Origin of the sequence: Winslowiella sp. 2C04, assembly GCF_050037805.1 — a bacterium.
GTDB lineage: Bacteria > Pseudomonadota > Gammaproteobacteria > Enterobacterales > Enterobacteriaceae > Erwinia > Erwinia toletana_A.
This window is the reverse complement of the sequence record NZ_CP188300.1, coordinates 2,097,318-2,123,771: the sequence shown is the minus strand read 5'-3', so window position 1 is coordinate 2,123,771 and position 26,454 is coordinate 2,097,318. Positions and strand designations below refer to the sequence as shown.

Below are 26,454 nucleotides of genomic sequence, written 5' to 3'. Positions count from 1 at the left end.
ACCTGCGGGATTAAAGGCCGCATTGCAGATGCGGCCCGGCAAAAGTTACAAAAACGGCTTAACGTCGCCTACCCCTTCGCGGATAACCACCGGGGCATCATCAGTAAGATCGATAACAGTTGTCGGCTGCTGCCCCAAAAAACCGCCATGAATAATCAGATCGACCACTTTACCAATGCTGTCCTGGATCTCTTCCGGATCGGACTCGGTAAAATCGTTGCCCGGTAGCATTAATGACGTCGACATCATGGGTTCATTCAACGCTTCAAGCAGTGACAGCGCGATGGGATTAGACGGCACGCGCAAACCGATGGTTTTACGCTTTTCATTCATCAGGCGGCGCGGCACCTCTTTGGTCGCCTTGAGAATAAAGGTGTAGTTGCCTGGGGTGTTATTTTTAATCAGGCGAAAAGCACTGTTATCAACGTGGGCATAAGTCGAAAGCTCCGAGAGATCGCGACACATCAGCGTGAAATTATGATTGCCATCAAGCTGACGAATGCGGCAAATCCGCTCCATCGCGTTTTTGTCTTCCAGCTTACAGCCCAGTGCATAACCGGAATCGGTGGGATAAACAATCACCCCGCCTTTATTCAGCATCTCAACCGCCTGTTTCACCAGACGCGGCTGCGGATTTTCCGGATGAATATAAAAAAATTGACTCATAACAAACCTCTTGTCGCCCTGTTATCCGGGATGATTACTGCGCAATATCCGGGTAGCGTGTCCAGATAGCTTCAACGCCTCCGGGCAGCCATAACTTTTTCCCCAATTCAATCCACGGACAGGGTTGGTGGAAATCGGAGCCTTGCGATGCGGCCAGTTGATAGTGCTGAGCATATTGCGCCAGCTGGCTTCGCTCCTGAGGTGGCTGCTGACACTGCGCCACTTCCATCGCATCGCCTCCGCACTCGGCAAAGTACGCTATCAACCGTTTCAGCCACTTGGTCGACAACCCATAACGACCGGGATGCGCCAGCACCGCACGACCTCCGGAATGATGAATTGCATCAATGGCTTGTTCTATTGTACACCACTGTGGCGGCACGTAACCGGTTTTGCCACGCGCCAGGTAGTTTTTAAAGATTTGCGCCATCGTGGTGCCTTTACCCTGTTCAATCAGGTAACGGGCAAAATGGCCGCGCGTGATTGCCCCCCCGTCGGCCAGGCGCTGTGCGCCTTCCAGAGCGCCAGGGATCTGCGCTTTCTCCAGTCGTTCAGCCATCAACTGCGCGCGCGCCAGGCGACGATCGCTTTGCGATTGCAGGAACTGAATCATTCCTGCATCGTGAATATCGATACCCAGACCGACGATATGAATTTCATGATTTTCCCATAGCGTCGATACTTCAACACCGCTGATAAGCTGTAGCGGCAGCTGATGCTGAGCAATGGCGGCTTGCGCCGGGGCAATACCGGCGATAGTGTCGTGATCGGTTATCGCCAGCACTCCCACCCGCATTTCGGTCGCACGCAGTACCAGCGCTTCAGGGCTGAGTAATCCATCAGATGCAAGCGTATGACTGTGGAGATCGTAAAGCGGAAAATTGCTGAGGGGCGTTGCGGCTGTCAAAACTACTCCGGGACACTAAGAATTTGTGCCGCCATCATAACGACAATTAGCAACGAGGGAAAAAGAGTATTGACATTTTTCTCACGAACCAGTTAACTAGTACACAAGTTCACATGCGGGGTATCACGAAAATGACTTCTTATAATACGAATATGCATAGCTGGTGGCGCACTTCTCCCTGACAGGGCGACGTCGTCATGCACATTCCAAGGAACTCAGTGCAGATACCCGAGCCCGCCGAAAGCGGGCTTTTTTTTGAGCTATACCAACAGAGATATCATCATGCCAATTGCGAAACCTACATTGAAGTTGATTACCGGCAACGCGCCTTATCGCGAAGATCCGGCCGCAGTGTTCCATCAGTTATGCGGCGCACGCCCGGCAACTCTGCTGCTCGAATCCGCCGATATCGACAGCAAAAAAAATCTGAAAAGCTTGCTGATTGTCGACAGCGCGCTGCGCATTACCGCACTGGACAAAACCGTTACCTTGCAGGCGCTGTCGGAAAATGGTCGGGCGCTGCTGCCGCTGCTGGATGCCGCGCTGCCTGCGGAAGTGGATAACCAGATTCGCCCGGACGGCCGCGTCCTGACCTTCCCGGAAATCGATCAGTTGCAGGATGAGGACTCGCGCTTGCAGTCACTGTCAGTATTTGACGCGCTGCGCCTGTTCCCGACGCTGGTCAATACTCCAGCCGAAGAGCGTGAAGCGATGCTGCTCGGCGGTCTGTTTGCCTATGATCTGGTCGCCGGCTTTGAAGCACTGCCGACGCTGGAAAATCAGCAGCGCTGCCCGGATTACTGCTTCTATCTGGCGGAAACCCTGCTGGTTATCGACCATCAGACGCAAACCTCACGGCTGCAAGCCAGCCTGTTTGCGCCATCCACCGCTGAGTTTCAGCGTTTGCAGAGCCGTATTGAGCAACTGCATGGTCAGATGCTGCAACCTGCGCCAGCGCTGCCGGTCCAGCAGGTTGAAAAGATGTCACTGAGCTGTAATCAGAGCGATGAAGAGTACTGCAATGTGGTGCGTAATATGCAGGAAGCGATTCGCATTGGTGAGATTTTCCAGGTCGTACCATCGCGCCGCTTTTCACTGCCCTGCCCGTCGCCGCTGGCCGCTTATGACACGCTGAAAAACAGCAATCCAAGTCCGTATATGTTTTTTATGCAGGATCAGGATTTTTCGCTGTTTGGCGCTTCGCCGGAAAGCTCACTGAAATATGAAGCCACCGACCGTCAGATAGAAATCTACCCGATTGCCGGTACTCGCCCCCGCGGTCGTCATGCCGATGGTTCACTGGATCGCGATCTCGACAGCCGTATCGAACTGGAAATGCGTACCGATCATAAAGAGCTGGCAGAACACCTGATGCTGGTCGACCTGGCCCGCAACGATCTGGCGCGCATCTGCGAACCCGGTAGCCGCTATGTGGCTGACTTAACCAAAGTCGACCGCTACTCGTTTGTGATGCATCTGGTATCACGGGTGGTTGGAAAACTGCGTGGCGATCTGGATGTGCTGCACGCCTATCGCGCCTGTATGAATATGGGCACCCTGAGCGGCGCACCGAAAGTGCGGGCGATGCAGCTGATTGCCGCCGCTGAAGGCACGCGTCGCGGCAGCTACGGCGGTGCGGTCGGCTACTTCACCGCGCAGGGCGATCTTGATACCTGCATTGTCATTCGCTCAGCTTATGTCGAAGACGGCGTGGCAACGGTGCAGGCGGGAGCGGGCGTGGTGCTCGATTCCAACCCACAAGCCGAAGCGGACGAAAGCCGCAATAAAGCGCGTGCGGTACTGCGCGCAATCGCTACTGCTCATCACTGCACGGAGATTTTCTGATGGCCGACATCCTGCTGCTCGACAATATTGACTCCTTTACTTATAACCTCGTCGACCAGTTACGCGCCTTTGGCCATAACGTGGTGATTTATCGTAACAATGTGCCAGCCGACACGCTGATCGACCGGCTGCAAAAGATGGAAAAGCCGGTGCTGATGCTGTCACCTGGACCCGGCGCACCTGCTGAAGCCGGATGCATGCCCGAACTGCTGCAACGCCTGCGCGGCCAGTTGCCGATTATCGGTATCTGTCTGGGCCATCAGGCAATTGTTGAAGCCTATGGCGGCCATGTCGGCCAGGCGGGAGAAATTCTGCACGGGAAGGCTTCCGCCATTGAACACGATGGTGCAGCCATGTTTCAGGGGCTGAGTAATCCGTTGCCGGTGGCCCGCTACCACTCGCTGGTAGGCAGCAACATCCCGGAAGAATTAACGATTAACGCCAGCTATAACGGCATGGTAATGGCGGTGCGCCACGACGCCGACCGCGTCTGCGGTTTCCAGTTTCATCCGGAGTCAATTCTGACCACTCAGGGCGCACACCTGTTAGAACAGACCCTCGACTGGGCGCTGGCGTAATCTAAGGAGAATCCGATGCACGATATTCTGGAAAAACTTTATCAGGCGCAAACCCTGAGTCAGGCAGAGAGCCACCAGCTGTTCTCCGCAATTATTACTGGTCAGCTGGAACCGACCCAGCTTGCTGCCGCATTGATTGCGATGAAAGTCCGCGGTGAGCGCCCGGAAGAGATAGCCGGTGCCGCCTGCGCGCTGCTGGAAGACGCCAAGCCCTTCCCGCGCCCGGATTATCTATTTGCTGATATCGTCGGTACCGGCGGTGACGGCAGCAACAGCATTAATATTTCAACCACCAGCGCCTTTGTCGCCGCCACCTGCGGGCTGAAAGTCGCGAAGCACGGCAACCGCAGCGTCTCCAGCAAATCGGGATCGTCTGACCTGCTGGCGGCACTGGGGATTAACCTTGATATGCCAGCGCCACAGGCACGCCAGGCGCTGGATGATCTGAACGTCTGTTTTCTGTTTGCGCCGCAGTATCACACGGGCTTCCGCCATGCGATGCCGGTACGCCAGCAGCTGAAAACCCGCACGCTGTTTAACGTGCTTGGCCCGTTAATCAACCCGGCGCGTCCACCGCTGGCGGTGATTGGCGTCTACAGTGCTGAACTGGTGCTACCGATTGCCCAGACGCTGAAAGTGCTGGGTTATCAACGCGCAGCGGTGGTGCACGGTGGCGGCATGGATGAAGTAGCGCTGCACAGCGCCACGCAGGTTGCCGAGCTGCGCGACGGTGAAATCACCCACTATCAGCTGACGCCAGAAGATTTTGGTCTGAGCTTCCATCCGAAGGAAGCACTGGCGGGCGGTACCCCGGAAGAAAATCGTGACATTCTGATGCGATTACTTCAGGGTAATGGCGAGCGCGCCCATGAAGAGGCGGTAGCGGTTAACGTCGCGATGCTACTCAAGGTCTTCGGCAATGAAGATTTACGTGAAAATGCCCAGCGCGCACTGCAAGCGATTCGCAGTGGTCAGGCCTGGGAGCGCGTCGTCGCACTGGCAGCAAGAGGATAATCATGCAGGAAACCGTACTTAATAAAATTGTTCAGGACAAGGCCATCTGGCTGGAAGCACGTCAGGCACAGCAGCCGCTGGCCTCCTTTCAGCAGGATGTGGTTCCGGCGAGCCGCAACTTTTATGATGCATTGCAGGGAGCGCGTACCGTTTTCATCCTTGAATGCAAAAAAGCCTCGCCATCGAAAGGGGTGATTCGCGACGATTTTGATCCGGCAACCATTGCTGGCGTCTATAAGTCGTATGCCTCGGCGGTATCGGTATTAACCGATGAGAAATATTTTCACGGCAGCTTCGATTTTCTGCCGATTGTCAGCGCGGCGATCACCCAGCCCGTGCTGTGCAAAGACTTTATCATCGATCCTTACCAGATTTATCTGGCACGTTATTATCAGGGCGATGCGATTTTACTGATGCTGTCGGTACTGGATGATGAGCAGTATCGTCAGCTGGCGGCGGTGGCACACAGCCTGAAAATGGGCGTGCTGACCGAAGTCAGTAATGAAGAAGAGCTGGAGCGCGCCATCGCGCTGCAGGCAAAAGTGGTCGGCATCAATAATCGCGACCTGCGCGATCTGTCGATTGATCTGAATCGCACCCGTCAGCTGGCTCCGCGCCTGTCGCACGGCGTCACGGTGATCAGCGAGTCCGGCATTAACCGCTATGCGCAGGTGCGTGAGCTGAGTCACTTCGCCAATGGCTTCCTGATTGGCTCGGCGCTGATGTCGGAAGACAATCTTGAAGCAGCGGTACGCCGGGTTCTGTTGGGAGATAATAAAGTCTGTGGCCTGACGCGCACTGAAGATGCCGTTGCGGCATATCAGGCAGGCGCAATCTATGGCGGTCTGATTTTTGCCGCCGGTTCGCCGCGCCAGATCGGCCTGCCGCAAGCCGCTGAACTGGTGGCTGCGGCGCCGTTAAAATTCGTTGGCGTGTTCCGCAATCAAACCATTGATGAAGTCGTCGCCACTGCTCAGGCGCTGTCGCTGCACGCGGTGCAGCTGCACGGTGCGGAAGATCAGGCATATATCGATGCGTTACGCGCGCAGTTACCGGCCACGGTGGAGATCTGGAAAGCGCTGAGTGTGCAGCAGAGCCTGCCCGCGCGCGACCTGAAACAGGTTAACCGCTATGTATTCGATCATGGTAACGGCGGTAGCGGCCAGCAATTTGACTGGTCATTGCTGGAGGGTCAGCAGCTGGACAATGTGCTGCTGGCCGGTGGCTTAAGCGCGGATAACTGTGTCGCCGCCGCGCAACTCGGCTGTGCCGGGCTGGACTTTAACTCCGGTGTGGAAAGCGCGCCAGGCATCAAAGACAGCGCCAAAATCGCCGCCGTATTTCAGACCCTGAAAGCCTATTGAGAGAGATAAGATGACATTACTGAACCCCTATTTTGGCGAATTTGGCGGTATGTATGTGCCGCAGATTTTGATGCCAGCACTGCGCCAGCTGGAAGAAGCCTTTGTCAGCGCACAGCGCGATCCTGAATTTCAGGCCCAGTTTACCGATCTGCTGAAAAACTATGCCGGTCGCCCGACCGCGCTGACCCTGTGCCAGAACCTGACCAAAGGGACGAAAACTCGTCTCTATTTGAAGCGCGAAGATCTGCTGCACGGCGGCGCGCACAAAACCAACCAGGTGTTAGGTCAGGCTCTGCTGGCAAAACGGATGGGTAAAAGCGAAATTATCGCTGAGACCGGCGCGGGTCAGCATGGCGTCGCCTCGGCACTGGCCAGCGCCCTGCTGGGGCTGAAATGCCGCATTTATATGGGTGCGAAGGATATTGAGCGCCAGTCGCCGAATGTGTTCCGTATGCGCCTGATGGGTGCCGAAGTCATACCGGTACACAGCGGTTCAGCAACGCTGAAAGATGCCTGTAACGAAGCGCTGCGCGACTGGTCCGGCAGCTATGAAAACTCGCATTATATGTTGGGTACTGCCGCTGGCCCGCACCCCTATCCGACCATCGTGCGTGAATTCCAGCGCATGATTGGTGAAGAGACCAAAGCACAGATTCTCGAGCGCGAGGGTCGCCTGCCGGATGCAGTGCTGGCCTGTGTGGGTGGCGGTTCAAATGCCATCGGCATGTTTGCCGATTTTATTGATGACGCGGAAGTTGGCCTGATTGGCGTTGAGCCGGCGGGTCACGGTATTGAAACCGGTGAACACGGCGCGCCGCTGAAGCATGGCCGGGTTGGTATTTACTTCGGTATGAAAGCGCCAATGATGCAGACCGAAGATGGTCAGATTGAAGAGTCTTATTCGATTTCTGCCGGTCTCGACTTCCCGTCCGTCGGCCCGCAGCATGCCTATCTGAACAGCATTGGCCGCGCTGAATACGTGTCCGTTACCGATGATGAAGCGATGGACGCGTTTAAGACGCTGTGCCGTGCCGAAGGAATTATTCCGGCGCTGGAGTCGTCACACGCCTTAGCGCACGCGCTGAAAATGATCGCTGAAAATCCGGAAAAAGAGCAGCTGTTGGTGGTTAACCTTTCCGGCCGTGGCGACAAAGATATTTTCACCGTTCACGACATTCTGAAAGCGAAGGGAGAGATCTGATGGAGCGTTATCAGCAATTATTTAACCGTCTTGACGCAGCGAATCAGGGGGCTTTTGTTCCTTTTGTTACGCTGGGCGACCCCACTCCCGAGCTGTCGCTGAAAATCATCGATACGCTGGTTGAGGCTGGGGCAGATGCACTGGAGCTGGGGATACCGTTCTCCGACCCGCTGGCTGATGGCCCGACGATTCAGGGTGCCAACCTGCGCGCCTTTGCAGCGGGTGTTACGCCGGCCCACTGCTTCGAAATGCTGGCAACCCTTCGTCAGAAATACCCGGATTTACCAATTGGCCTGCTGATGTATGCCAATCTGGTGTTTTCCAACGGCATTGATAACTTCTATGCGCGCTGCGCAGAAGTCGGCGTTGATTCGGTGTTGATAGCCGATGTGCCGGTGGAAGAGTCAGCGCCCTTCCGCCAGGCTGCATTACGCCATAATATCGCACCGATCTTTATCTGCCCGCCGAATGCCGATGACGATCTGCTGCGGGAAATATCCTCGCATGGTCGTGGCTATACCTATCTGTTGTCACGTGCCGGGGTGACCGGTGCTGAGACCCGCGCCAGCCTGCCACTCAAGCATCTGGTCGACAAACTGCGTGAATATCACGCGGCACCGCCGCTACAAGGCTTTGGCATTTCTGAACCTTCTCAGGTAAAAGAAGCGATTGCCTCCGGTGCTGCCGGTGCGATTTCTGGCTCGGCGATTGTCAAAATTATCGAGCGAAACCATGCCAGTCCGGATGTGATGCTGGCTGAATTACACCAATTCGTCAGTAGTCTGAAAGCCGCCTCACGTTAATCCGCGCTGAATAATGCCTTTTATTTCAAAAGGCATTATTCCAAAAGCTTGTCGCCAATAATAATCAATCACTTACTCAGCCAGCAATAAATCATCAGTTAAACCCTGACAAATAGTTAATCAGCGCTTCATTTAAGATATATTTAACTTAGTGACATCATTAACCACAGAAAACACCCTGTGTCAGATAAGATATTTCTATCTTTATTTATTATCCTCAGCAAGCATTGATCAACATCTGTATCGCTATATATTTCCCTCCTCATAGATATGGAGTGCGAATATGTTTTACCCTAATTTTAAATTTAAGCGCACGCGCTTACTTTCGGCTGGCGTATTAATGCTGGCTTCCACTGCCGCCTGGTCACAGGGAAATAATCTGTTTGCCGACACACAGGTAACGGCAGCGATGCAAAATTATCACTACGGTGAACCGGGAACTACGCAAGCTGTTCACTTTATGGCCGCCAGCGCAGCCATGGTTTCTGCTAACAGCCAAATTATTGCGCTGGAAGTCGAACCAGGAGTGGTGGTCAACGCCTACCAGCAGCAATTTAAAGACAACAATGACGGTACCCGCGTCTGGATTGGCGTAGTCAGCGATACGGCCCATCCTTCCATCGAGGAGTCAGCCCTGAATGAGGTCATTCTGGTAAGTCATGGCGACAACGTTACCGGCAGCATCAATGTTAATGGCCAGCTGTATATGATTGATCCACTGGGTGATGGCACCCACGCGATTATCAAAACAGACCCCAGCAAAATTGCTGAGGACGAAAACGATACCATTGAGGAGTCTTCAGCCCATAGCACGGCTGATGAATCGAGCAGCGACGAACACGACCATTCAGAGCATGAAAATACCCAGGCCATGGGTGACGTGAACACGAAAAATGCCCCAATACAAATACGCGTAATGGTGGCAACCACAAATCAGTTACGCGCCAGAGTCGCTGATGTGCCGGGCAGAGTTGCCTGGGCAATTGCCGACGCGAATAACGGTTTCAGAAACAGTAAAATCAATATTGAGCTGGTTAACGCCGGTATTTTTAATGCAAATTATAATGAATTAAGTACTATTGCTGCCATGCTCAGCCAGTCGCGAAATACTTCCGACCCGGTGTTTGGCGGTCCTGTGCATCGCTTCCGCGAAGAGAATCGTGCCGATTTGGTTGTGACATTAGTCAATCAGGTGCGTGGCTCAAGCTGTGGGCAGGCCCAATTTAACGCAAATAAATCCAATGCTGTGAGTGTTACCTCCGAAACCTGCCTGTCAGGGCGCACTTTCGCCCATGAAATCGGCCACAACCTCGGCGCACATCACGATCCCGGCAATACCAACAACTCCACTTATTCTTACGGTCACGGTTATCAGCAACAAACGGTGAGACCCTACTTCGCCACCGTTATGGCTTATCCGACCTGCAAAATTAATGCGTGTCCGAGAATCAATTATTGGTCGAATCCTGATGTCACGTACGAAAATATCCCTATGGGCACAGCCGCTCGCCATGATAACGCCCGGGTACTAAACCAGCGTGCGCAGACGGTGGCCAACTTCTACCCACCGATGACTCACTGGATACAGTCGGGCGAACTGGTTGGGAACGGCACTTTACCCGCCAGGCAGTTTTTCACTATCCAGCTGAAAAATAAAACCACCGGCCAGGTTATCTACTCCCTCGACAGCGTAATTGTTGATGGCAATATGAACGCCTGGCCCACCGCTACGGCCAGGGAAATTAATAGTCACTTCCCGGCTAATACCCTGCGCGCCGGTGAAATGGACAGCAATGGCAGTATCAATGTAATCGTGGGATCAAGCTATCGCAACAAGCTCTGGGTACATGATAGCCTCTCCAGCCAGAACCAGGTGGAGCTGACGCGCCATACTTACGCTGAGACACATAACCAAAAATGGGTGAGCATCGCTGGCATTGAATCTGCTGAGCAGGCAGGTACGCCCGGCACGCAAAAGCTGGCGCTGCTGAAAAACAGCCAGGATAATCAGGAAGTGGCCCGCGTGTCGCTTCTGTTAACCGAAAGCAACGCCGGTGCCTGGAGCTGGCCGGAGCAGCTGGCCCGCGCGGTTAACGCCAGCAATACCCAGGAGATGCGCGCCGGTGAAATCCAGGCCAATGGCTCCATTGCCGTTGCCGCGGGCAGTTCGTACCGTAACCAAATCTGGGTTCCGCTGGCCAAACGCCAGGCGCTGACCGCCAGCATAGAGACGGTCAGCGCCGCCCCTGTCAGCTGGAATCAGACCGGCGCACTGCTCGGATCGGCCGACCTGCCCGCACGTCAGTTTTTCCAGGTGCAGCTGAAGAATCTGGCCTCTGGCAAGATGCAGTCCGCCTTCAGCCTGCCGTTCAGCAATACCAGCATGTATCACTGGCCGACAGAAATTGGCGAGGCGATTAACAGCCGACTGCCTGCCAATGAAGTCCGCGCCGGTGAGAGGGACGCTGCCAGCGGCGTTATCACCCTGATCAAGGGTAGCCACTATCGCAATAATCTCTGGATCTCGTCCATCCTTGACGGAAAAATGCAGTTGCAGATCAACCAGGGAACCTACGGCGAAGCGCTGGGCGACAAGTGGGTCAGCAAATACAGCCATAACGAGCTCGATGCCACGCCGGGCACCACCAAGGTGGTCACCGTGCGCAATTCCACCACCCACTCGATTGTGAAGGAAGTGAAGCTGCCGATTACCAGCGCCAACTTTGGCCGTTACCAGTGGATATCCGATCTGACCCGTGCGCTTAACGCCGAAACGCCAGCGACGCTGCGTGCAGGTGAGATGCAGGCTGACGGCACCCTTCAGTGGATAGCCGGCAGCTCCTATCGCAACCATATCTGGCTGCCGCTGGCGCAAAACGACCAGTTAACCGTGACCATTGAAACCCGCGATGCCAGCGGCAATCTGGTTAATTAACACATCGTCGCTGATTAGCCGTCACGCTGCCGTAAAGAGTTAAGCTATTTAAATCTGACCTGATGTTCAGGCTGGCCGGGGCACTCCCGGCCATTTAACTCCAATTATTTTTAGCAACGTACTCATCAAGAACCTTCCCTTCGCAAACAGAGATTATTCTGGCTTCTGCTGTCAGCATTGAAGGCGACCTGTATATGATTACACTGCTGGCAGAGGGCAATTACGCCATGATTAAAACTTACTTAAACGATCGCTTATTTAATATTTATTTTGCTTACATTAATTTTCACAGAAACCACCCGCCATCAATCAGGACTTTTCTGTTTTTAGTTAATTGCCGCGCAGAGCATTGATCAAACTTTGCATACGGATATATTTCACACTTCTAATAAACGAGGTGTAAAAATGTTTCTCCCGAATTTTAAATTAAAGCGCACGCGCTTACTTTCGGCTGGCGTATTAATGCTGGCTTCCACTGCCGCCTGGTCACAGGAAAATCAGCTGTTTGCTGAAACCCATTCGATACTGGACACCAAAAAAAATATCTTTACTGAAAGCCCGGCGACGGAATCGGTTAATTTTATCACTGTCCGCGCCGCACTGGTTGCCGCCAGCACCAAAGATATTGCCCTGGAAGTTGAGCCGGGCCTGGTCGTTACCGCACATCAGCTCGATTTTAAAGACAATGCCGACGGCACCAGCCTCTGGAAAGGGACTCTCGGTGAGCCTGCCCAGATGTCTGATGAAGAGTCAGCCAAAAACGAAGTTCTGCTGGTGCGCAACGGTAACAATATCACCGGCATCATCACCGTTGACGGCCAGCAGTATATGGTTACCCCAATGGCAGATGGCAATCACGCCATTGTTAAAACCGACGCCAGTAAGTTTCCTGACTATGGCGACGATGGCATCGAAGATCATTCGGCTCACGGTCATGAACACAATCATGGCGCAACAGCTGACGCCAGCGATGATCAACACCGTGCTGACCACAGCGAAGATAATGACGTCAGCACTCAGAATTACCCAATTAAAATCCGCGTGCTAACGGCATCGACCAGTAATGCCCGTATCAAATACCCTGATACGCTGGCGCTGGCTAACCTGTCGATTGCACGCACCAACGAAATCTATAAACGCAGTAACGTCAATATTGAATTAATTAACGCCGGTATTCTTGACCTGAATTACAATGAAAATGGTACGCTCGCCGCCGGCCTGCTGTCGCTGATGACGAATACAAGCTCTGCAATCGGACAACCTATTCAGAAGATGCGTGATGAGAATCTCGCTGACTTAGCGGTTCTGTTTAGCCAGGTTAAAAACGTTTGCGGCGTAGCACATCAGAGTGCCAACAAATCCAGGGGCTTAAGTGTGGTAAATGGGGATTGCTCTGTCACCAATAACGCCTATGCTCACGAAATAGGCCATAACATCGGCGCCACGCATGAAGCTGGATACCGACACACTACCACGCCGCGATTCTATACTGTCATGTCCACTTCATGCTCAGGCTGCTCCGCAATACAAAACATTTCAAATCCTAATGTGACCTGGATGCATATTCCCACCGGCACAACCAATCAGCATAACAATGCCCGGACGCTAAATAACCGTGCCCAGAACGTCGCGAATTTTTACCCGGCTCCTGCGACCTGGGTACAGTCGGGCGAGCTGACAGGCAACGGTGACTTGCCCGTCAGGCAGTTTTTTGAGATCCAGCTGAAAAACAGAACCACCGGCCAGGTACTCTATTCTCTCGACAAGGTGGTCGACGGCCGGGGTATGTACCAGTGGCCAGCAGAAACGGCCGCGGCGATTAATGCCTATTTCCCCGCCAATACCGTGCGCGCCGGTGAAAGAGACAATAATGGCGACATTCATTTCATCCCGGGCTCAAGCTATCGCAACAAAATCTGGATCCACAACAGCTTGTCCGGCCAGAATCAGCTGCAGATGACCCGACGCACCTACGCCGAAACCGATAATCAGAAATGGTTTACTGTCGGCGTAATCAGCTCCGATGAACAGGCTGCCGAACCCGGCACGCAAAAACAAGTCGTCCTGAAACAAAGCCAGACCGATCAGGAAGTCGCCCGCGAGTCGCTTCTGATAACCGAAAGCAACGCCGGTGCCTGGAGCTGGCCGGAGCAGCTGGCCCGCGCGGTTAACGCCAGCAATACCCAGGAGATGCGCGCCGGTGAAATCCAGGCCAATGGCTCCATTGCCGTTGCCGCGGGCAGTTCTTACCGTAACCAGATCTGGGTTCCGCTGGCCAAACGCCAGACGCTGACCGCCAGCATAGAGACGGTCAGCGCCGCCCCTGTCAGCTGGAATCAGACCGGCGTCCTGCTCGGATCGGCCGACCTGCCCGCACGTCAGTTTTTCCAGGTGCAGCTGAAGAATCTGGCCTCTGGCAAGATGCAGTCCGCCTTCAGCCTGCCGTTCAGCAATACCAGCATGTATCACTGGCCGACAGAAATTGGCGAGGCGATTAACAGCCGACTGTCTGCCAATGAAGTCCGCGCCGGTGAGAGGGACGCTGCCAGCGGCGTTATCACCCTGATCAAGGGTAGCCACTATCGCAATAATCTCTGGATCTCGTCCATCCTCGACGGAAAATTGCAGTTGCAGATCAACCAGGGAACCTACGGCGAAGCGCTGGGCGACAAGTGGGTCAGTAAATACAACCATAACGAGCTCGATGCCACGCCGGGCACCACCAAGGTGGTCACCGTGCGCAATTCCACCACCAACTCGATTGTGAAGGAAGTGAAGCTGCCGATTACCAGCGCCAACTTTGGCCGTTACCAGTGGATATCCGATCTGACCCGTGCGCTTAACGCCGAAACGCCAGCGACGCTGCGTGCAGGTGAGATGCAGGCTGACGGCACCCTTCAGTGGATAGCCGGCAGCTCCTATCGCAACCATATCTGGCTGCCGCTGGCGCAAAACGACCAGTTAACCGTGACCATTGAAACCCGCGATGCCAACGGCAATCTGGTTAATTAACCTGTCGCCGCTGATTATCAGTCACGCTGCCGTAAAGAGTTAAGCTATTTAAATCTGACCTGATGTTCAGGCTGGCCGGGGCACTCCCGGCCATTTAACTCCAGTTATTTTTAGCAACGTACTCATCAAGAACCTTCCCTTCGCAAACAGAGATTATTCTGGCTTCTGCTGTCAGCATTGAGCGCGACCTGTATATGATTACACTGCTGGCAGAGGACAATTACGCCATGATTAAAACTTAGTTAAACGATCGCTTATTTAATATTTATTTTGCTTACATTAATTTTCGCAGAAACCACCCGCCATCAATCAGGACTTTTCTGTTTTTATTTAATCGCCGCGCAGAGCATTGATCAAACCTTGCATACGGATATATTTCACACTTCTAATAAACGAGGTGTAAAAATGTTTCTCCCGGATTTTAAATTAAAGCGCACGCGCTTACTTTCGGCTGGCGTATTAATGCTGGCTTCCACTGCCGCCTGGTCACAGGAAAATCAGCTGTTTGCTGAAACCCATTCGATACTGGACACCAAAAAAAATATCTTTACTGAAAGCCCGGCGACGGAATCGGTTAATTTTATCACTGTCCGCGCCGCACTGGTTGCCGCCAGCACCAAAGATATTGCCCTGGAAGTTGAGCCGGGCCTGGTCGTTACCGCACATCAGCTCGATTTTAAAGACAATGCCGACGGCACCAGCCTCTGGAAAGGGACTCTCGGTGAGCCTGCCCAGATGTCTGATGAAGAGTCAGCCAAAAACGAAGTTCTGCTGGTGCGCAACGGTAACAATATCACCGGCGTCATCACCGTTGACGGCCAGCAGTATATGGTTACCCCAATGGCAGATGGCAATCACGCCATTGTTAAAACTGATGCCAGTAAGTTCCCTGACTATGGCGACGACGGCATCGAAGACCATTCGGCTCACGGTCATGAACATAATCATGGCGCAACAGCTGACGCCAGCGATGATGAACACCGTGCTGCCCACAGCGAAGATAATGACGTCAGCATTCAGAATTACCCGATTAAAATCCGCGTGCTAACGGCATCGACCAGTGATGCCCGTATCAAATACCCTGATACGCGGGCGCTGGCTAACCTGTCGATTGCACGCACCAACGAAATCTATAAACGCAGTAACGTCAATATTGAATTAGTTAACGCCGGTATTCTTGACCTGAATTACAATGAAAATGGTACGCTCGCCGCCGGTCTGCTGTCGCTGATGACGAATACAAGCTCTGCAGTAGGAGCGCCTATTCAGAAGATGCGTGATGAGAATCTCGCTGACTTAGCAGTTCTGTTTAGCCAGGTTAAAAACGTTTGCGGCGTTGCACACCAGGATGCCAACAAAGCCAAGGGCTTAAGTGTGGTAAATGGGGATTGCTCTGTCACCAATTACACCTATGCTCACGAAACAGGCCATAATATCGGCGCCACGCATGAAGCTGGATTCCAGCATACTGTCACGCCAAGATTCCGTACAGTTATGGCTAACGATTGCTCACCAACCTGCTCCAGAATACAAAACTTCTCGAATCCGGATGTCACTTACATGAACATTCCCGCCGGCACAACCAATCAGCATAATAACGCCCGGAGGATGAATAACCGTGCCCAGAACGTCGCGAATTTTTATCCTGCTCCTGCGACCTGGGTACAGTCCGGCGAACTGACAGGCAATGGTGACTTGGCCGCCAGACAGTTTTTTGAGATCCAGCTGAAAAACAGAACCACCGGCCAGGTCATCTATTCTCTCGACAAGGTGGTCGACGGCCGGGGTATGTACCAGTGGCCAGCAGAAACGGCCGCGGCGATTAATGCCTATTTCCCGGCCAACACCGTGCGCGCCGGTGAAAGAGACAGCAATGGCGACATTCATTTCATCCCGGGCTCAAGCTATCGCAACAAAATCTGGGTCCACAACAGCTTGTCCGGCCAGAATCAGCTGCAGATGACCCGCCGCACCTACGCCGAAGCTGATAATCAGAAATGGTTTACTGTCGGCGTAATCAGCTCCGATGAACAGGCTGCCGAACCCGGCACGCAAAAACAAGTCGTCCTGAAACAAAGCCAGACCGATCAGGAAGTGGCCCGCGAGTCGCTTCTGATAACCGAATGCAACGCCGGTGCCTGGAGCTGGCCGGAGCAGCTGGCCCGCGCGGTTAACGCCAGCAATACCCAGGAGATGCGCGCCGGTGAAATCCAGGCCAATGGCTCCATTGCCGTTGCCGCGGGCAGTTCGTACCGTAACCAAATCTGGGTTCCGCTGGCCAAACGCCAGGCGCTGACCGCCAGCATAGAGACGGTCAGCGCCGCCCCTGTCAGCTGGAATCAGACCGGCGCACTGCTCGGATCGGCCGACCTGCCCGCACGTCAGTTTTTCCAGGTGTAGCTGAAGAATCTGGCCTCTGGCAAGATGCAGTCCGCCTTCAGCCTGCCGTTCAGCAATACCAGCATGTATCACTGGCCGACAGAAATTGGCGAGACGATTAACAGCCGACTGTCTGCCAATGAAGTCCGCGCCGGTGAGAGGGACGCTGCCAGCGGCGTTATCACCCTGATCAAGGGTAGCCACTATCGCAATAATCTCTGGATCTCGTCCATCCTCGACGGAAAATTGCAGTTGCAGATCAACCAGGGAACCTACGGCGAAGCGCTGGGCGACAAGTGGGTCAGCAAATACAACCATAACGAGCTCGATGCCACGCCGGGCACCACCAAGGTGGTCACCGTGCGCAATTCCACCACCCACTCGATTGTGAAGGAAGTGAAGCTGCCGATTACCAGCGCCAACTTTGGCCGTTACCAGTGGATATCCGATTTGACCCGTGCGCTTAACGCCGAAACGCCAGCGACGCTGCGTGCAGGTGAGATGCAGGCTGACGGCTCCCTTCAGTGGATAGCCGGCAGCTCCTATCGCAACCATATCTGGCTGCCGCTGGCGCAAAACGACCAGTTAACCGTGACCATTGAAACCCGCGATGCCAACGGCAATCTGGTTAATTAACCTGTCGCCGCTGATTAGCAGTCACGCTGCCATAAAGAGTTAAGCTATTTAAATCTGACCTGATGTTCAGGCTGGCCGGGGCACTCCCGGCCATTTAACTCTGGTTGTTTTAAGTGATGTCATCATCAGAAATTTCTCCTCGAATTAGAATCTGCCTTTTACATCCTGTTCAAATAAGCGTCATCCTGGATCCAATCGAGATTTGATTCAAAAAACGGTAACTGATTCTTAATAACGGCTGGCGTGAGTTTTCCAGGCATAAAATGCTTTGCTCCACGATAAGGCACTCTTTCCTTTCTCTTTTTTATCTCTGTTATTTGTACATTTAACTATTCTGTCCGACAATCATTGAGGTTGCCGTTATCTGTGACGGTGCTATCCATTGATACAGACAGGGAGATAAACAATGAAGTTATTTAAAGTCGTAAGTGGTGCAGTTATCGCGGCAGTGGTTGCACTGGCAGTCAGTGCCTGCGCCCCGACACCAACGAAAGAAGGCACCGGCGGTTATTTTGATGACTCCGTCATTACCACCAAAGTGAAAACCCAGCTTCTGCGCGAGGATTCATTGAAATCCACTGAGATCAATGTCGAAACCTTTAAAGGCCGCGTGCAGCTAAGTGGCTTTGTCGCCTCACCACAGATGGCAAACCGCGCAGTGGAAGTGACCCGCACGGTCCCAGGCGTCAAATCAGTAGTTAACGATATGCAAATCAAGTAGCAGATACGCTGAGATTAATCTGGCCGGGATTTACCCGGCCTTTTTTTTCGTCGCCCCACCCTGCGCACAACAATAACCGGCTAATTATCCTCTGTCGCGCAATCGCAGACTCGGCATGGCGCTGGCATGGTTCACAATGTTAAATAAAACTTATTGAAATAGTGCCATTTCTGGTCAATATTGAAGCTGCTGCGCTGTGCGGCGGAATAAGGAGACTGTCATGGGTTATTACGTGATCAAAAGAAGCAAATCGACGGTTAAAACAGAATTCTACTTTGTACTGAAAGCGTCTAATGGCGAGGTGATCGCCACCAGCGAGATGTACACCTCAAAACAAGCGGCTCACAATGGAATAAAGTCAGTGCAGCAAAATGGACCAACCAGCGATATTCGTGATGAGAGTTAATCGCTCAGTCTGACAGCGAAAAAAGGGCAAATATTGCCCTTAAAAAGTGATTAGCTGGCATGAAATTTTTATCGAATAAATCAGAAACGGTAGCCAACGCCAAAGAAGAACACCCAGGGATCGATACGGGTTTTGATATTCTGCTGTTCGTCACCAGCTTTAAATTTCACTTCGGTATCGATATCCATATACCAGAGCGACATATTCAGCATCCAGTCAGGATCGATTTGATAATCGAGACCGACCTGCCCGGCCAGACCCCAGGAATTTTTAACACTCAGATCGCTGAGACCGGCATCACGCCCGGTCTGATTGAAGTCGGCATCGTAAAAGGTGGTGTAGTTAATCCCCGCGCCAATATAGGGACGCGCTTTACTGCTGCTGTCGAAAAAGTACCATTGGGCCATCAACGTTGGCGGTAGCTGTTTCACTTCAGCCAGGTTACCGGTAGCCGCCAGGCCAACCCGATGACGGAACGGCGTTGCCGCCAGCAGTTCGACACCGATATTATCGGTAGCCATCCAGGTAAAGGTCAGGCCAAGTTGGGTGTTGTTATCAACACTGAACGAGCCCATACCCAGCACATTATCCGACCCTTCTGTCGGACGTACCGTCGCCGAACCGGCACGCATAAAAAAATCACCCGCCTGATGCGCACTTGCTATCACTGGCATTGCTGCTGTTAATGCCAGGACTACCGCTGCCAACTTCATAACCACTCCTGTTGTTATCACGTTGTATTTGCTACCTCTTTTGAGGTGTTCTTAATTATTGCGCGGCACATACTGACAGCAGATTTACAAAAGATCATGTCAATCAATTGTTTCAAATCCTTTAACAGTCGATGCATTGATCTGAATCAATCTGCGACAAATTCGTTACACAAATAAAGCCGTTGAATAAAGGTCATGAAGCGGATACTTTGCTTATCCCCATTAATGTGATTTTGGTTCGAAGCCTCAGGAGGGGCGGGCGATCAAATGAGCGATAATCTTAATCCTTGCGTAACCTGTGGCGCGTGCTGCGCCTATTTTCGTGTCTCTTTCTACTGGGCTGAAGCCAATGATGGCGGCGGCCGCGTGCCAGCAGAACTGACCGAACCCATCACCCCTTTTCTGCGCGCAATGGCCGGCACGAATAATAAAACACCGCGATGTAGCTCATTACAGGGGGAGATTGGCGGTTGTGTCTCATGCGCTATTTATGAGCAGCGCCCGACCCCCTGTCGGGAGTTTCAGATGGCAGGTGAAAATGGTGAGCCTAATGATGCTTGCGACCGCGCGCGGGCAAAATACGGATTACCGCCGCTTTTTCATCCAGTAATCGCTGCATTTACCGAAAGTTATGTAAGTCAGGGTGCCAGCTTACTGCCAGACCATGTACAATCGCCGGGTAGTTAAACCCGGTAATTCACTAAAGGAGTGTACATGTCTATCACGGCGGGATCGCTATACCGTGACACGGGAAATTTCCTGCGCCATCAAATGATTACTATCTTACTGATGGCGCTGCTGACCTCATTTATTACGCTAATCATTGGTCACGCACTGACGCCTGATGCCGATCAAATGTCGATATTAAGCGAAGGTGACAGCGGCAGCGCTTCGACGCTATTTGAAATGGTGCAAAACATGACGCCCGAACAGCAACAGGTGTTACTGCGCGCTTCTGCCGCCGGCACCTTTGCGTCACTGGTCGGTAATGTGTTGCTGTTAGGTGGAATGCTATGTCTGATCCCGATGGTCTCCGCCGGGCAACGGGTTAGCGCCCTGCGCGCTATCGGCGCTTCCGCACCAATGCTGCCACGCTTGCTGCTGCTCACCTTTCTGGTCACGCTGGTGGTTCAGTTGGGCTTCATGGTGCTGGTGGTGCCGGGTGTGCTGCTGGCGATTGTGCTGGCGCTGTCGCCGGTAATACTGGCGACGGAAAAGAGCGGCGTTTTTGCTTCAATGCGCACCAGCGTACGCATGGTCTGGGGCCAGATGAAACTGGTGGCACCCGCGATCATCTTCTGGCTACTGGCTAAAATTCTGCTGATGTTGCTGGCTACGTCGTTTACCGTATTGCCCGCCAATGTTGCTTCGGTGGTATTTAACGCAATCAGCAATCTGGTTTCAGCGATATTAATAATTTATTTGTATCGACTGTATATGCTGTTACGTTAAACAGTAAGGCATGCCCGTAACGGGCATGCCGGACTCTGAACAATGCCCCGTCAGTGATTTGGAAACCTTTATGAAGCAGTTACTCGATTTTCTCCCGCTGGTTGTATTCTTTGTCTTTTACAAGCTTTACGACATTTTTGTCGCCTCAGGCGCGCTGATTGTCGCCACCGGTCTGGCGCTGGTCATTAGCTGGGTGCTCTATCGCAAGCTGGAAAAAATGACCATTTTCACCTTTGTGCTGGTTGCCGTTTTTGGCACCCTGACGCTGGTTTTCCACAACGATGAGTTTATTAAGTGGAAAGTCACCGTGATTTATGGACTGTTTGCCATCGCCCTGCTTTTTAGCCAGTTCTGGATGAAAAAACCGCTAATCCAGACCATGTTAGGTAAAGAGATTCAGTTACCTGAGCATGCATGGCGCAAACTGAATATCGCCTGGGCACTGTTCTTCCTCGCCTGTGGCCTGGCGAATATTTACGTCGCCTTTTGGCTGTCGCAGGCGTTTTGGGTTAATTTCAAAGTGTTCGGCCTGACCGGGTTGACGCTGATATTTACCCTGGTCAGCGGTGTCTATATCTACCGCCTGATGCCACAGGAACAAAAGTAATCATTATTGCCCGGCAGCTCTGCCGGGCATTTTGCCTGTCTGGCACATTTAATAAGAAGTGAAGCAATGGACGATAAACAGAAGTCACCGCAGGGTGAAGTAGTGCTGCGTACGCTGGCCATGCCTGCCGATACCAATGCCAACGGCGATATTTTTGGTGGCTGGCTGATGTCGCAAATGGATATGGGCGGTGCGATTCTGGCAAAAGAGATTGCCGAGGGTCGTGTGGTGACGGTGCGGGTTGACGGAATGACCTTCTTAAAACCGGTAGCAGTCGGTGATGTGGTGTGTTGCTATGCACGCTGTATGCGTACCGGCAGCAGCTCAATTACCATTAACGTGGAAGTCTGGGTAAAGAAAGTCTCTTCTGAGCCGATTGGCCAGCGCTATCGCGCAACCGAAGCGGTGTTTATCTATGTTGCCGTCGATCCTGAAGGCAAATCTCGCCCGCTGCCCGACGGTAAAAGCAATCTTAATCACGACAGCCAACCATAATAATCAGGGCGGAGAGTTCCGCCCTGTTATCAGAGACTGCCCGGACTATTCGATACTGGCCCCGCCATTGATGCGGAAGACAATACTCATGGTGATATTGTTGCCTGGCTTACCGGCTTCATAACGCCACTTCTTCATCGCCTGCTTCACTTCACGTTCAAACATATTGCGCGGCTCCGCAGAGAGAATACGCACGTTACCGACCTGGCCGCTACTGTCGACATCAAACTGTACCCGTACCTTACCCTCTACGCGTAACGCAAAAGCACGCGCCGGATAAGCCGGCTTACCAACATTCAGCGCGCGCGGACCGTCAGACACCGTTTTCGCCGCCGGCGCATTTGACAGTTTCGGCGCGGTAGACGGTTTCGCGGCGACATTCTCAGGGGTATCTTTCTGGAACGGGTTGGCTTCACGCGGCTGCGTTTTTGGCTTCACCTCTTTCTTCGGCTGCACCACATCTTTCTTCACCGGCTTTGGCTTGGGCTTCGGTTCCGGTTTAGGAATTGGCACCGGTTCCGGTTTTGGCGGTTCAGGAGCCGGTTCGGGTTCCGGCGCAGGTTCTGGTTCTGGCTCCGGTTCGGGCTGTGCCACCGGTGCAGGCGCAGGTTCTGGCTCTGGCTGCACTTCAGGGGCCACCATCGTCACGCTAATCGGTTGCGACGCTTTCGGTACTTCAACAACCTGGTGAAAAGAAGCATAAAGTAAACCGGCGATCACCGAGCCGTGCAGTGCGAGAGACAGTAGCAGTGGCAAAGGAGAACGTCGGGGCAATGTTGTAGTGAGCGTCGTCATAGTCATTCAGCTATTTTAATCAGGGGACAATAGTAAATGCAAATAGCAATCAGTTTCAACAAGCAGTCGGGTTAAACAGCGCAAAAGCGCCTAATCGCGTTAAACAACGACTGTCTGCATTCAGAAATAGCTGAGGTTAAGGGATTATTAAGCTGGATGACGTGATCACCAACAGCAAAAAGTCGGATACTGTAAATCGGATAACCTCAGCAGGGATATTATTGCAGTTTGCCTGATGGACTTAACTGTTATTACCGCAACGTTAAGTGACAAGGAGCGCAATGATATGGCCAATGATTTTCCCGCCGTCACATCCATAACCCCCTATTCGACAGTATCAGCTGCGGCACTGACGGCCAGAAGCAACGCCGCCACGGCGTTGAGCAGGGTTACCGCTGTCTCGCAGAGCACCAGCCAGTTAGCATTAATACCGCCGCCAACAACGCCGGAGGTGCAACCACACTATAATTCTCCGATCTATCACTTCGCACCATCGACACAACTGGTCGCGACCGATCTCCCCCGCGTCGCTGTACGTGAAGAAGTCATCATATGGTGTCAGAAAAACTGGCCGCTGAGCGTTACAGAAACCAAGCTAAAACGTATTCATCAATTACTGAATGCACCGAATAAACCGGCAATGTTGGGTGCCCCGGAGCTGTTCAAGGCTTTAAATATGCTCGATAACCGGGGGCCAAGCCTCAGTCAGATTGAGTACACCTTTCATGAAGAGTACCAGGCAGCAGACCCGGCTATTATCCGCTGGATTACTCGTCATCAATGTCATATCGGCTCCGCAGAATTCAGATTATTGACGCTGCTTAAACGCCAGGACAAACCAGCTGATATTACTCCGGCCAAAATGCGGGCAGCACTGCTGGCGGTGAACGTCAGTTCCGCCTATGGCAGAAGTACCATCAACCTGGCCTTTCATGCTAATAAGATTGTGTTAAGCAGCGAAATGGAGGCATGGATTAATCAATACTGGCCCACCCGCTCCGATTTCTCATTACAGGATAAAGTTCATCTGTTGCGCGCGCAGCCAAATCCACCTGAAGATTTTGAAGCGGATACCGTTTATATCGCATTGTTCTACCGGCTGGGTGCCAAAGGACCGGGGCTGACCACCATCCGCCAACTGTTTAATGAGTCCGAAATCAGTAACGACTCACAACAACTTTTGTTGTTGAAAGATTGCTGGCAAAGCACTTCAGGTCTGGTCTCAGACCGGCTTCTGACGCTGTTACGCCAGCCTCATATGAAACAGTGGCGTAATACCAACAGTTTGTATCGGGCGATGAAGATACTGTATAGCTACAGTGCACCGCTAAAATATCAAATCAGAACTGCGGTTATCAGGGCCACCGGTAATGTCAGTGATGCACTGTTGGACTGGGTCGCCAGGCACTGGGTTTCCACACCGGAAATAAGTTTTGATATCACCATGAGAAGATTTGACGCCTTACTCAGGCAGCCGGGCATGCCGCAGCCAATCAGCGCCTTAATGCTGTATCACGCGCTACAGTTAGTGGGCGGCAATCCACCAGTCAAAAGCTACGCGATCGCAGCCTTTAATCACTACATAAAAAATAAGCCGGTGATCCTCAGCAATACCGACCCTCATTCCCTGATGCAACCTGTACCCCCGCTCGATCAGCAAATTACCCAGGCTTATCAGTTGCTGGTCGAGGTATGCGGCGAGGATATTCTTGAGCGGGCAGCAGAATATATTCGAGGCGAACCGGCCTTTCCCGAGTCATATAAACGCAACGCTGCTGCGGTCGGATGGCCAGATGCCGTTGTTAATAAACTGCGCAAGGTGATACCCGCAGCTGAGGGGCGTGCTCCTCGCTCTGATTAGGAATGTGATTTCAACGGCAAAAAAGCCGGATACTGTAAATTTCACCCCGACCGCAGGGATATGATTAGCCTCTGCCTGAAGTGCTGCCCCGCCATTGCAGGGAAGCTAAGTTGCAAGGAGAGCAATGATATGGCGAATGATTTCACCGCTGTTCCGCCGCTATCGACACCCCGGACATCGCCTGCTTCAATGGCGCGCACGCAGCCTGCCTCCACGGTACTGAGTCAGGTGACCGGTGCATCACAAAGCCCCCGTCAGTTATCATCCTCGCCGTTGAACACACAATCACAGCATGACAGACCGATACAGCACAATGCTGCGCAACTGCAACATTTCAGGAAGAGTGATCACTCCGCCGGAGAGGTACGCAAAGAAGTCATTAGCTGGTGCGAAAAGTATTGGCCGCTGGCTCAGGGCGACACCAAAATAAAACGCATCCACCAGCTGTTGCGCACGCCAGGGAAACCGGAAAACCTGGACGCCACAGAACTGCGCAACGCGCTGGGTCAGATTGACAGTTGGATCCCAGGCGTAACCAGTATCAAGCATACTTTCGATGAATATCACCAACAAGCCGATCCGCACATGGTTAACTGGATTAAGCATAATCCATGCCGTGTCGGCAATGCCGAGTTCAGATTATTAACGCTGCTTAAACGTGACGACAGGCCAGCCGGGATCACGCCGAAAATGATGCGCGCAGCGCTACTGGAGCTGGATCTCAGCACTGCATTTGGCAGAAGTACCATCAGTCTGGCGTTTAAAGCCAGTAAAATCGCGTTAAGTGACGAGATGAGGTCATGGGTCGGTCGCCACTGGCCGTGTAATCCGGATATCCCGTTATCGCAAAAAATTCAACACTTGCAGGGGCAACCTAATCCTCCTGCTGACTTTGATGCAGACACCGTTTATATCGCGCTGTTTCACCAACTGGGTGAGAATGGGCCGAAACTGAACACCGTCCGTCAGCTGTTTAACTCCACCGCAATCAGTGACGATGTACAACAACTTAGCCTGCTGGACCATCATTGGAGGCGTACCTCCGGTTTGACATCAGACCGGCTCATCACACTGTTAAGCCTGCCGCAAATGAAGCAGTGGCGCGATATCAACAACCTGCTCAGGGCGATGAAGCAACTCTATAGCCATGATGCACCGGTTAAACATCAGATCAGAACAGCGGTAATTCGCGTCACCGGTGGTGTCACCGACGCGCTGTTAAGTTGGGTCGCCAAACACTGGATGGCCTTATCAGAAGACAGTGTGGATGTAACAATGAGCAGAGTTGAAAAATTACTCACCCAGCCAGAGATGCCGCAACCGGTCACCGCCCTGATGCTGTACAGCGCGCTGCTGCTGGTAGGCAGCAATCCACCGGCAAAAAGTCACGTTTTTGAGGTTTTTAAACAGCACATGTTAGCTAAGGCTGCTGAAGTCCAGTTGCAGCTGGAAATTGCACAGAATGCGCAGGTCGCGCAAACCTATCAGTTGCTGGTACATATGTACGGCGAAAATATTCTCGATCGGGCATCAGAACAGCTTTCCTACCCGACACGCGAGCAGCAATATAAGCGCAGCGATACTGGGGCGGGCCTGGCGCCTGCGGTGGTAAATAAGTTGCGCCGAGTGATACCTGCGGCGGCCTCACGTCCCCCGGCAAAGAGTGATCTGGATTAACCCGGGGTTATCTTTCAATTGCACATTGGCGAATGATGACTTACCGTGATCGCCGAATCTTAACGACCCGACGGGGGTTCTGAACGTGCTTTATGTAATTTACGCTGAAGATAATGCTGATTCTCTGGAAAAACGCACCGCCGTGCGCCCTGCTCATCTTGCCCGCCTGCAGTTATTGCAGGACGAGGGGCGTCTGATTATCGCCGGTCCAATGCCAGCAGTCGACAGCAACGATCCCGGCGTCGCAGGATTCACCGGGTCAACGGTGATTGCAGAGTTTCCCTCACTGGAAGCGGCACAGTCATGGGCAGAAGATGACCCGTATATTGCGGCGGGCGTTTACCGTCAGGTCGCAGTGAAACCGTTTAAACGCATCTTCTGATGACG

21 protein-coding genes, 1 pseudogene and 1 other annotated feature are annotated in these 26,454 nt (G+C 52.8%); of the genes and pseudogenes, 18 read left to right on the top strand and 4 right to left on the bottom strand.

The genetic code is table 11. The features are described from left to right. Positions 1–45 precede the first annotated feature (45 nt). Both ACP3TC_RS09485 and rnm read right to left on the bottom strand, forming a co-directional pair. The gene (locus ACP3TC_RS09485) at positions 46–666 is read right to left on the bottom strand and encodes an L-threonylcarbamoyladenylate synthase (RefSeq protein WP_313852174.1); all 621 of its coding nucleotides are present in this window, start codon (positions 664–666) and stop codon (positions 46–48) included. 34 nt (positions 667–700) lie between these two features. Next, positions 701–1,573, bottom strand: coding sequence for an RNase RNM (gene rnm, locus ACP3TC_RS09480; protein ID WP_313852175.1), 873 nt, complete (start codon positions 1,571–1,573; stop codon positions 701–703). Positions 1,574–1,728: 155 nt separating this feature from the next. Further along, positions 1,729–1,830 (top strand) — a sequence feature (Trp leader region). A gap of 25 nt (positions 1,831–1,855) precedes the next feature. Here rnm and ACP3TC_RS09475 point away from each other — a divergent pair. The 11 genes and pseudogenes from ACP3TC_RS09475 (at position 1,856) to ACP3TC_RS09425 (ending at position 18,467) form a co-directional block, all read left to right on the top strand. Next, positions 1,856–3,418, top strand: a complete 1,563-nt coding sequence (locus ACP3TC_RS09475) for an anthranilate synthase component 1 (protein WP_313852176.1) — start codon at positions 1,856–1,858, stop codon at positions 3,416–3,418. Next, a pseudogene (gene trpD, locus ACP3TC_RS09470) lies at positions 3,418–5,010 on the top strand (bifunctional anthranilate synthase glutamate amidotransferase component TrpG/anthranilate phosphoribosyltransferase TrpD). Before ACP3TC_RS09475 ends, trpD begins: the two are co-directional and overlap by 1 nt. A 2-nt stretch (positions 5,011–5,012) precedes the next feature. Further along, a complete protein-coding gene (trpCF, locus tag ACP3TC_RS09465; protein ID WP_313852177.1) occupies positions 5,013–6,374 on the top strand; it encodes a bifunctional indole-3-glycerol-phosphate synthase TrpC/phosphoribosylanthranilate isomerase TrpF in 1,362 nt (453 codons plus the stop codon). 10 nt (positions 6,375–6,384) lie between these two features. Beyond that, positions 6,385–7,575 (top strand): tryptophan synthase subunit beta, encoded by a 1,191-nt coding sequence (gene trpB / locus ACP3TC_RS09460; protein ID WP_313852178.1) that lies wholly within the window; start codon positions 6,385–6,387, stop codon positions 7,573–7,575. Then, positions 7,575–8,378, top strand: coding sequence for a tryptophan synthase subunit alpha (gene trpA / locus ACP3TC_RS09455; RefSeq protein ID WP_426818079.1), 804 nt, complete (start codon positions 7,575–7,577; stop codon positions 8,376–8,378). The genes trpB and trpA overlap by 1 nt, the downstream gene beginning before the upstream one ends. A 283-nt stretch (positions 8,379–8,661) precedes the next feature. Then, the gene (locus tag ACP3TC_RS09450; RefSeq protein WP_426818078.1) at positions 8,662–11,313 is read left to right on the top strand and encodes a M12 family metallo-peptidase; all 2,652 of its coding nucleotides are present in this window, start codon (positions 8,662–8,664) and stop codon (positions 11,311–11,313) included. A 405-nt stretch (positions 11,314–11,718) separates the two neighbouring features. Beyond that, positions 11,719–14,325: a zinc-dependent metalloprotease family protein gene (locus ACP3TC_RS09445; RefSeq protein ID WP_426818077.1), complete on the top strand. Its 2,607-nt coding sequence runs from the start codon at positions 11,719–11,721 to the stop codon at positions 14,323–14,325. A gap of 405 nt (positions 14,326–14,730) precedes the next feature. Beyond that, positions 14,731–16,725 (top strand): reprolysin-like metallopeptidase, encoded by a 1,995-nt coding sequence (locus ACP3TC_RS09440; protein WP_426818076.1) that lies wholly within the window; start codon positions 14,731–14,733, stop codon positions 16,723–16,725. Between the two features lie 24 nt (positions 16,726–16,749). Then, positions 16,750–17,340, top strand: a complete 591-nt coding sequence (locus tag ACP3TC_RS09435; RefSeq protein WP_426818075.1) for a hypothetical protein — start codon at positions 16,750–16,752, stop codon at positions 17,338–17,340. A 406-nt stretch (positions 17,341–17,746) separates the two neighbouring features. After that, positions 17,747–18,061, top strand: a complete 315-nt coding sequence (locus ACP3TC_RS09430; RefSeq protein WP_313852183.1) for a BON domain-containing protein — start codon at positions 17,747–17,749, stop codon at positions 18,059–18,061. Between the two features lie 220 nt (positions 18,062–18,281). Beyond that, positions 18,282–18,467 carry a YegP family protein gene (locus ACP3TC_RS09425; protein ID WP_313852184.1) on the top strand — a complete coding sequence of 62 codons (186 nt, stop codon included), beginning with the start codon at positions 18,282–18,284 and terminating at the stop codon, positions 18,465–18,467. A gap of 80 nt (positions 18,468–18,547) precedes the next feature. On the opposite strand, the gene ompW is transcribed toward ACP3TC_RS09425, so the two are convergent. Next, positions 18,548–19,180 (bottom strand): outer membrane protein OmpW, encoded by a 633-nt coding sequence (gene ompW, locus ACP3TC_RS09420; RefSeq protein WP_313852185.1) that lies wholly within the window; start codon positions 19,178–19,180, stop codon positions 18,548–18,550. A 267-nt stretch (positions 19,181–19,447) separates the two neighbouring features. Here ompW and ACP3TC_RS09415 point away from each other — a divergent pair, with 267 nt between their 5' ends. The 4 genes from ACP3TC_RS09415 (at position 19,448) to yciA (ending at position 21,734) form a co-directional block, all read left to right on the top strand. Continuing rightward, a complete protein-coding gene (locus tag ACP3TC_RS09415; RefSeq protein ID WP_313852186.1) occupies positions 19,448–19,867 on the top strand; it encodes a YkgJ family cysteine cluster protein in 420 nt (139 codons plus the stop codon). Between the two features lie 27 nt (positions 19,868–19,894). Next, complete coding sequence (locus tag ACP3TC_RS09410) at positions 19,895–20,632, top strand: YciC family protein (protein WP_313852187.1); 738 nt, start codon at positions 19,895–19,897, stop codon at positions 20,630–20,632. Positions 20,633–20,702: 70 nt separating this feature from the next. After that, positions 20,703–21,239 (top strand): septation protein A, encoded by a 537-nt coding sequence (locus tag ACP3TC_RS09405; protein ID WP_313852188.1) that lies wholly within the window; start codon positions 20,703–20,705, stop codon positions 21,237–21,239. 66 nt (positions 21,240–21,305) lie between these two features. Further along, positions 21,306–21,734, top strand: coding sequence for an acyl-CoA thioester hydrolase YciA (gene yciA / locus ACP3TC_RS09400; protein WP_313852189.1), 429 nt, complete (start codon positions 21,306–21,308; stop codon positions 21,732–21,734). Between the two features lie 45 nt (positions 21,735–21,779). Here yciA and tonB read toward each other — a convergent pair whose 3' ends face one another. Next, entirely contained in the window at positions 21,780–22,529 is a 750-nt protein-coding gene (gene tonB, locus ACP3TC_RS09395) for a TonB system transport protein TonB (RefSeq protein ID WP_426818074.1), read from the bottom strand. A 286-nt stretch (positions 22,530–22,815) separates the two neighbouring features. On the opposite strand from tonB, the gene ACP3TC_RS09390 reads away from it, so the two are divergent. The 3 genes from ACP3TC_RS09390 (at position 22,816) to ACP3TC_RS09380 (ending at position 26,449) form a co-directional block, all read left to right on the top strand. Then, entirely contained in the window at positions 22,816–24,390 is a 1,575-nt protein-coding gene (locus tag ACP3TC_RS09390) for a hypothetical protein (protein WP_426818073.1), read from the top strand. Positions 24,391–24,519: 129 nt separating this feature from the next. Continuing rightward, positions 24,520–26,067 carry a hypothetical protein gene (locus ACP3TC_RS09385; protein WP_426818072.1) on the top strand — a complete coding sequence of 516 codons (1,548 nt, stop codon included), beginning with the start codon at positions 24,520–24,522 and terminating at the stop codon, positions 26,065–26,067. Between the two features lie 85 nt (positions 26,068–26,152). Then, positions 26,153–26,449 carry a YciI family protein gene (locus ACP3TC_RS09380; RefSeq protein ID WP_313852193.1) on the top strand — a complete coding sequence of 99 codons (297 nt, stop codon included), beginning with the start codon at positions 26,153–26,155 and terminating at the stop codon, positions 26,447–26,449. The last annotated feature ends 5 nt before the right edge of the window (positions 26,450–26,454 follow it).

Coding starts and splice junctions, on each gene's coding strand:
- ACP3TC_RS09390 (WP_426818073.1), top strand. CDS start 22,816: ATGGCCAATGATTTTCCCGCCGTCACATCCATAACCCCCTATTCGACA.
- ACP3TC_RS09405 (WP_313852188.1), top strand. CDS start 20,703: ATGAAGCAGTTACTCGATTTTCTCCCGCTGGTTGTATTCTTTGTCTTT.
- ACP3TC_RS09425 (WP_313852184.1), top strand. CDS start 18,282: ATGGGTTATTACGTGATCAAAAGAAGCAAATCGACGGTTAAAACAGAA.
- trpA (WP_426818079.1), top strand. CDS start 7,575: ATGGAGCGTTATCAGCAATTATTTAACCGTCTTGACGCAGCGAATCAG.
- ACP3TC_RS09485 (WP_313852174.1), bottom strand. CDS start 666: ATGAGTCAATTTTTTTATATTCATCCGGAAAATCCGCAGCCGCGTCTG.
- tonB (WP_426818074.1), bottom strand. CDS start 22,529: ATGACGACGCTCACTACAACATTGCCCCGACGTTCTCCTTTGCCACTG.
- ACP3TC_RS09435 (WP_426818075.1), top strand. CDS start 16,750: ATGCAGTCCGCCTTCAGCCTGCCGTTCAGCAATACCAGCATGTATCAC.
- ompW (WP_313852185.1), bottom strand. CDS start 19,180: ATGAAGTTGGCAGCGGTAGTCCTGGCATTAACAGCAGCAATGCCAGTG.
- ACP3TC_RS09385 (WP_426818072.1), top strand. CDS start 24,520: ATGGCGAATGATTTCACCGCTGTTCCGCCGCTATCGACACCCCGGACA.
- ACP3TC_RS09440 (WP_426818076.1), top strand. CDS start 14,731: ATGTTTCTCCCGGATTTTAAATTAAAGCGCACGCGCTTACTTTCGGCT.
- ACP3TC_RS09475 (WP_313852176.1), top strand. CDS start 1,856: ATGCCAATTGCGAAACCTACATTGAAGTTGATTACCGGCAACGCGCCT.
- yciA (WP_313852189.1), top strand. CDS start 21,306: ATGGACGATAAACAGAAGTCACCGCAGGGTGAAGTAGTGCTGCGTACG.
- trpB (WP_313852178.1), top strand. CDS start 6,385: ATGACATTACTGAACCCCTATTTTGGCGAATTTGGCGGTATGTATGTG.
- ACP3TC_RS09445 (WP_426818077.1), top strand. CDS start 11,719: ATGTTTCTCCCGAATTTTAAATTAAAGCGCACGCGCTTACTTTCGGCT.
- ACP3TC_RS09430 (WP_313852183.1), top strand. CDS start 17,747: ATGAAGTTATTTAAAGTCGTAAGTGGTGCAGTTATCGCGGCAGTGGTT.
- ACP3TC_RS09450 (WP_426818078.1), top strand. CDS start 8,662: ATGTTTTACCCTAATTTTAAATTTAAGCGCACGCGCTTACTTTCGGCT.
- ACP3TC_RS09410 (WP_313852187.1), top strand. CDS start 19,895: ATGTCTATCACGGCGGGATCGCTATACCGTGACACGGGAAATTTCCTG.
- trpCF (WP_313852177.1), top strand. CDS start 5,013: ATGCAGGAAACCGTACTTAATAAAATTGTTCAGGACAAGGCCATCTGG.
- ACP3TC_RS09415 (WP_313852186.1), top strand. CDS start 19,448: ATGAGCGATAATCTTAATCCTTGCGTAACCTGTGGCGCGTGCTGCGCC.